This window comes from Novosphingobium sp. B-7, assembly GCF_000410615.1.
Taxonomy (GTDB): Bacteria; Pseudomonadota; Alphaproteobacteria; order Sphingomonadales; family Sphingomonadaceae; genus Novosphingobium; species Novosphingobium capsulatum.
This window is the reverse complement of sequence record NZ_KE148504.1, coordinates 2,381-7,067: the sequence shown is the minus strand read 5'-3', so window position 1 is coordinate 7,067 and position 4,687 is coordinate 2,381. Positions and strand designations below refer to the sequence as shown.

Below are 4,687 nucleotides of genomic sequence, written 5' to 3'. Positions count from 1 at the left end.
GGCTCGTCCTCGCCCTGCAGCGTGGCGATCACGGTGCCGACCTTGACGCCTTCGGTGCCTTCGGAAACCAGCAGTTCGCCGATCGTGCCTTCGTCGATGGATTCGAATTCCATCGTCGCCTTGTCGGTTTCGATTTCGGCGAGGATGTCACCAGACTTGACGGTGTCGCCGGGCTTCACCAGCCACTTGGCCAGCGTGCCCTCTTCCATCGTGGGCGAGAGGGCGGGCATCTTGAGTTCAATTGCCATCTCAGTACTTCTCCACCAGCACGTCGGTATACAGCTCTGCCATGTCCGGCTCGGGCGAGCTTTCGGCAAAGTCGGCGGCCTGGGCCACCTGCTGGCGAATCTTCTTGTCGATGTCCTTGATCGCTTCTTCGGTCACGCCGCGCTTGAGCAGTTCCTGCTTGGCGCCTTCGATCGGATCGTGCTTGTCGCGCATTTCCTGCACTTCTTCACGGCTGCGATACTTGGCCGGGTCGGACATCGAGTGGCCGCGATAGCGATAGGTGTTGAGTTCCATCAGCACCGGGCCATTGCCACCGCGCACATATTCCAGCGCCACTTCGGCAGCCTGGCGCACTTCGAGCACGTCCATGCCGTTGACCGGCATGCCGGGGATGCGGAACGCCGTGCCACGGCGATAGAAATGGGTTTCGGCCGAACCGCGCTTGACCGCGGTGCCCATGGCATAGCCGTTGTTTTCCACCACGAACACGATCGGCAGCTTCCACAGCGCGGCCATGTTGAAGGTTTCGTAGACCTGGCCCTGGTTGGCCGCACCATCGCCGAAATAGGCCATGCACACGCCGCCATCGTCGCGATACTTGTGGCCGAAGGCCAGGCCTGCACCCAGCGAGACCTGCGCGCCGACGATGCCATGGCCGCCGAAGAACTTGTGCTCGGTCGAGAACATGTGCATCGACCCGCCCTTGCCGCGCGAGATGCCCGCGCCGCGGCCGGTCAATTCGGCCATGATCACCTTGGGATCGATGCCATAGGCCAGCATGTGGCCATGGTCACGATAACCGGTGATCACGCTGTCGTGGCCCTCGTTGAGCGCCGACTGCAGACCGACCGCCACGGCTTCCTGGCCGATATAGAGGTGGCAGAAGCCGCCGATCAGGCCCAGGCCATAAAGCTGGCCCGCCTTTTCCTCGAAGCGGCGGATCAGCACCATCTGCTCATAGAACTTGAGCAGTTCGGCGTCCGACGCATCATAGCGCTTGTTGTTCGCGTGCGACTGCTGAAGGCTGCGCAGAGCGAAGGTGGCATCGTCCTCGACCGGACTGCTCAGCGCGGCCGACGCGTCGGGAACCGACGCGGCCACAACAGCAGGCTTGGGGGCGGAGGAGCGGGGATTGGCGGCACGCGGCCTGGCGGACTTGGCCAAGTCTCAATATCCTTATTCTGGCTGCCTCAAGGCTCTGCGTATTCGCAAAACCGGCTCTCCCATTGAACCATGATCGCGCCTTGCGCAACGGCCAACAGCGGCCAAGACGACAATTGATGCAGCGAAAACGCGGTTTCTCGGGATTTATACTAGTATAACGAAAAATCGCTGCAATGCGGCATTGCAATGCACCCTGAAACGACGCGGAAGCCGCACCATGCGCGCCGCCCTTTCCACGCCAAACAAGCCACGAAGCCAGCATGATTTGCCCGGTGCGTCAAATCGGGGTTTGCGTAGTGACAGCCGAAGAGGATGGCGCCGCGCACAACCACAGGCCGGATCGTGGCGTTGCGGCCGCGGCTGCAAACACCAATGCGACCGGCCGCCCGAGACAGGCGCCGGCTTGGGCGGATCGTGCTGCAGCGTGATGATAAGGGAGTGGCGCACCCGGAACGATTCGAACGTCCGACCCTCAGATTCGTAGTCTGATGCTCTATCCAGCTGAGCTACGGGTGCCTGCCAATGTCGTGCCTGCCGGGTACCCATGCAGGCGCCTTTCCAATGGAAAGGTATGGCGCACCCGGAACGATTCGAACGTCCGACCCTCAGATTCGTAGTCTGATGCTCTATCCAGCTGAGCTACGGGTGCCTGCCATGTATGGCCAGTGAAGGCCTTCCCCTGCCCCACGCCCCTGAAAGGAGAATGGCGCACCCGGAACGATTCGAATGTCCGACCCTCAGATTCGTAGTCTGATGCTCTATCCAGCTGAGCTACGGGTGCCGGGGAGCCGCGCCTCTATGTCACACAGCGCAGGTTGGCAAGCGCCTTGTTCAGGCGCCGAGCAAATTTTGTGCAGTTATACACAGTGCAATGTCGAGCGGCGGCATGGTTTCGGGAATGGCCAAACTGCGCAGGGCTGCCCCATCCACCCATTGCAGCGCCGCCCCTTCTTCGGCCACGGGCGTACCGCGCCAGGCGTGGCAGCGATAGAGCAGCAGGACCAGATCACGCCCGCTGGCGGCCGCCTCGTGCACGGCAAAGGTCAACGGCGCCAGATCGGCAGGATCGACGGCAATTCCCAGCTCTTCTGCCAACTCGCGCGCCAGGGCCGCTGCCGGCGTCTCACCTGGCTCCACCTTGCCGCCGGGAAACTCCCACAGCCCGCCGTGATGCTTGCCCAGCGGGCGCTGCTGCAACAGCAGGCGGGCTTCGCTGCCCTCGCCCGCTACCAGCGCTGCAGCGACGACCAGCAGCGGCGCGGATGCCTGGTGCGGCAGGGGCGAGGCAAGTGTAGCTGACATTGGTTAATCCGATCCGGCAAAACATAAGGGCAAACCGCCAGTCATGCCGGCAACGGTTTCTTAGGCCATGTGCCGGTAAGCGGAAAGATGCACAGGTGGATGGGGCCAAGACATGAAGAACTTCTTGCGCAGGGTCGCGCGCGAAAGCGAGGCGGTGACGCTGGTGGAATATGGCCTGCTGGTGGGCGCACTGGGCCTGTCGATCGTTTTCGGGCTCAACGCGTTTACCAATCAACTCTACCGTCTTTGGCACATTATCGACAATGCAGCGGTGGCTGCGGCCAATCGGCATTAAGCGCATTTTAGGTTTTACTGCCTAGAGACAGCATTGTCCGCAGCGTGACGCAAAACCGAGGCGGGCCGGGAAAAGAAGATCTCTTCAGGAGTAGAATTTATGAAGCTCGTCCGCGACCTGTTCCGCAACGAAGAAGGCGCCACCGCCATTGAATACGGCCTGATCGCCGCTCTGATCGCCGTTGCTGCCATCACCGCCATGGGCGCGCTGGGCAACTCGCTTGGCAACACTTTCAACCTCGTGTCGAACGACATGAACAACGCTTCGGACGGCCACCTCTAAGAGGCGCCGTCGCCCGGCGAAACACGCCGGGTGAGCAACAGGAAGGGGCGGAAGAAGGCGGGGGCCTTTTTCCGCCCCTTTTCTGTCAGCAGCACCAGACGGCCGGCACGAAAAAGGCCGCCAGGCATCATGCCGGCGGCCTTTTCATGTCTGGCTTGTGCGGATCAGGCGCCGATGCGCAGGAACCGTTCGGCACGCAGGGCGCGCAGGGCATCGGCGTTCTTGCCGGCCAGGTGATCGAGTTCTTCACCGATCGCGGCGGCGAGTGCGGTGCAGGTGGCGGCCGGATCGCGATGCGCGCCGCCCACCGGTTCGGGCACGATGCGATCGATCACGCCGAGCGAGAGCAGATCCTGCGCCGTCACTTTCATCGCCTCGGCCGCTTCGGGTGCCTTTTCAGCCGTGCGCCACAGGATCGAGGCGCAGCCTTCGGGCGAAATCACCGAATAGACCGCGTGTTCGAGCATCAGCACGCGCTCGGCACTGGCCAGCGCCACGGCCCCGCCTGAGCCGCCCTCGCCCACGATCGTGGCGACCATCGGCACGCCCAGCGCCAGGCAGGCTTCGGTGGAGCGGGCAATCGCCTCGGCCTGGCCGCGTTCCTCGGCCTCGACGCCCGGAAACGCGCCAGAGGTATCGACCAGGGTGACCACCGGCAGGCCGAATCGGCTGGCCATTTCCATCAGGCGGACCGCCTTGCGATAGCCTTCGGGCTTGCCCATGCCGAAATTGTGGCGAATGCGGCTTTGCGTATCGTGGCCCTTTTCATGGCCGATCAGCATCACGCGGCGATTGCCCAAACGGGCAAAGCCGCCGACGATCGCCTGATCCTCGCCATAGAGGCGATCCCCACCCAGCGGCATGAACCCGGTGAACATCCGCTCGACATAGTCGCGGAAGTGCGGCCGCGCCGGATGGCGGGCCACCTGGGTCTTTTGCCAGGGCGAGAGCGCACGATAGGTGTTGGCCAGAAGCTCGGCCGACTTGGTCTCAAGACGACGGATCTCGGCGGCGATATCCAGCTCACCGCTGGCGGCAGCCGTATCGCGCAGTTCGGCGATGCGGGCTTCCAGGGCGGCGACGGGTTTTTCGAATTCGAGGTACGAAATCATGGCGCCTGCGCTAGGGACACGCGGCCGTTTGGTCAATGGTCGCGCATGGTCAAAGGTGCCTGAGCGGGTGCTTCTCGTTCACCAGCGCCACCAGGCGGGCCGAATCCACGTGGGTATAGATTTCGGTGGTGGCAATATCGGCGTGGCCCAACAGGGTCTGCAACACGCGCAGGTCTGCCCCGCCCTCCAGCAGATGGGTGGCAAAGGCATGGCGCAGCACGTGCGGGCTGACCTTTTCCGGATCGATTCCGGCGCGCAGCGCCAGATCGCGCACCAGTTGGAACAGCCGCACGCGCGTCAGGTG

7 protein-coding genes and 3 tRNA genes are annotated in these 4,687 nt (G+C 63.2%); 2 read left to right on the top strand and 8 right to left on the bottom strand.

Translation table 11 applies throughout. The annotated features are described in order from the left end of the window. The 6 genes from H926_RS35270 to H926_RS0122600 all read right to left on the bottom strand — a co-directional run. A partial coding sequence (locus H926_RS35270; RefSeq protein ID WP_237741162.1) for a biotin/lipoyl-containing protein occupies positions 1–248 on the bottom strand: 248 nt, incomplete at its 3' end. 1 nt (position 249) lies between these two features. Then, entirely contained in the window at positions 250–1,329 is a 1,080-nt protein-coding gene (pdhA, locus tag H926_RS0122620; protein WP_022678271.1) for a pyruvate dehydrogenase (acetyl-transferring) E1 component subunit alpha, read from the bottom strand. Between the two features lie 502 nt (positions 1,330–1,831). Further along, positions 1,832–1,908 (bottom strand) — tRNA-Arg (locus H926_RS0122615). A gap of 56 nt (positions 1,909–1,964) precedes the next feature. Further along, positions 1,965–2,041, bottom strand: a tRNA-Arg gene (locus tag H926_RS0122610). 55 nt (positions 2,042–2,096) lie between these two features. Then, positions 2,097–2,173: transfer RNA gene (locus H926_RS0122605), tRNA-Arg, on the bottom strand. Positions 2,174–2,223: 50 nt separating this feature from the next. Then, positions 2,224–2,694 carry an NUDIX domain-containing protein gene (locus H926_RS0122600; protein WP_022678270.1) on the bottom strand — a complete coding sequence of 157 codons (471 nt, stop codon included), beginning with the start codon at positions 2,692–2,694 and terminating at the stop codon, positions 2,224–2,226. Positions 2,695–2,806: 112 nt separating this feature from the next. On the opposite strand from H926_RS0122600, the gene H926_RS0122595 reads away from it, so the two are divergent. Then, a complete protein-coding gene (locus H926_RS0122595; RefSeq protein WP_022678269.1) occupies positions 2,807–2,989 on the top strand; it encodes a Flp family type IVb pilin in 183 nt (60 codons plus the stop codon). Between the two features lie 99 nt (positions 2,990–3,088). Then, positions 3,089–3,271 (top strand): Flp family type IVb pilin, encoded by a 183-nt coding sequence (locus H926_RS0122590; RefSeq protein WP_022678268.1) that lies wholly within the window; start codon positions 3,089–3,091, stop codon positions 3,269–3,271. Positions 3,272–3,435: 164 nt separating this feature from the next. On the opposite strand, the gene H926_RS0122580 is transcribed toward H926_RS0122590, so the two are convergent. After that, a complete protein-coding gene (locus tag H926_RS0122580; RefSeq protein ID WP_022678267.1) occupies positions 3,436–4,383 on the bottom strand; it encodes an acetyl-CoA carboxylase carboxyltransferase subunit alpha in 948 nt (315 codons plus the stop codon). A gap of 49 nt (positions 4,384–4,432) precedes the next feature. Further along, positions 4,433–4,687: tyrosine-type recombinase/integrase (locus H926_RS34170; protein ID WP_043611071.1), on the bottom strand; the 255-nt coding region annotated here is incomplete at its 5' end.

Bases quoted from the DNA above. Each gene is read 5' to 3' on its own strand.
- H926_RS0122595 (WP_022678269.1), top strand. From the start codon at position 2,807: ATGAAGAACTTCTTGCGCAGGGTCGCGCGCGAAAGCGAGGCGGTGACG.
- H926_RS0122590 (WP_022678268.1), top strand. From the start codon at position 3,089: ATGAAGCTCGTCCGCGACCTGTTCCGCAACGAAGAAGGCGCCACCGCC.
- H926_RS0122580 (WP_022678267.1), bottom strand. From the start codon at position 4,383: ATGATTTCGTACCTCGAATTCGAAAAACCCGTCGCCGCCCTGGAAGCC.
- H926_RS0122600 (WP_022678270.1), bottom strand. From the start codon at position 2,694: ATGTCAGCTACACTTGCCTCGCCCCTGCCGCACCAGGCATCCGCGCCG.